This is a genomic window from Thauera sp. ZXT1-4 (genome assembly GCF_052598215.2).
In genome coordinates this window covers 1-1,069 of sequence record NZ_JBQWSN020000109.1, presented here as the reverse complement: position 1 = coordinate 1,069, position 1,069 = coordinate 1, and the positions used below count along the sequence as shown (strand labels likewise).

At 60.0% G+C, this 1,069-nt stretch carries 1 protein-coding gene; it reads right to left on the bottom strand.

Translation table 11 applies throughout. From position 1 onward, the window contains the following. Positions 1 to 1,028 (bottom strand): IS630 family transposase (locus tag ACUH78_RS19330; RefSeq protein WP_510497617.1); only part of this gene is annotated, 1,028 nt, incomplete at its 3' end. Positions 1,029 to 1,069: the final 41 nt, after the last annotated feature.

The following is a 1,069-nucleotide window of genomic DNA, read 5'->3' as shown; positions in this document are numbered from 1 at the left end:
CGAACGTACTCATGGCTGAAATACGACCGCACACGATCCGGCATCGCAGCGATGCGTTCCATGCACGTACGCGCCTTCTCGAGAAGTGCGGCGGCGGTCTTGGCAATCGGCCCGGAGCGTATCGTCGTTTTCAGATCCCGGTTCAGATACTCGTCGGGGTTGAGTTCCGGCGCATACGGCGGCAGGTAAAACAGCTCGATCTTCTCGGTGTTTTCGACAGCCCACTCGCGGACACGGTTGGCGCGGTGCACGCGCAAATTGTCGACGATCAGGAACACCTTACGCTGCGCATCCTGAATCAGGTCCTTCAAGAACACGATGAAGCGGTCCGCATCAATGGCGCCCTCGAAGAACGAGAAGCGCACCAAGCCCTGGTTGGTGATCGCCGAGATCATCGATGTCGATCCGTGGCGACCGGCCGGCAGTCGAAGCTCAGGCGTCAGCCCCGCCATCGAGTAGCCGCGCACCCAGTGCGAGTCCTGGCGAATGGCGGTCTCGTCACCCCAGTAGATCTCGGCATCCTCAGTCTTGGCGCGCGCAACGATCTTCGGATACTCGTCCTCAAGCCACGCCTTGAGCCGGGCCGGATCCTGCTCAAGGGCACGCTTGACCGGCCGCTGCGGCGTGAAACCCCACCGCCGAAGGTACTCACCGACGGTACGAATGGGCATGTCGATGCCAAAGAGCTGCTTGATGGCGAGCATGACCGCGCGACGATTCCACAGCGCAAACTCGAGCTGCAGTTGGGCGGGGTTCGAGCCGATGATCTTCAAACGCAGTTGCTCCTCTTGAACCAGCGTCAAAGTTCGTCCCGAGCCATGGCGCCGACCACGTTGCCCGCCCTTGATGACGGCGTCGAGGTCGTCGGCCTGGGCGCGGCGTGCCCATTTCAAAACGGTACCGACATGAACCCCACACACTTCAGCGATGTGCGTCCATGTGTAGCCTTGCTTGCGCAGTACAAATGCTTGGCGACGAATGTGTTCCAGGGCTTCGGGCGGAAGCTTGCGGGCATCGATCTTTTCCATGCCCGAATTATATCAAAACCTATTTGATTGCCGGGTTAATA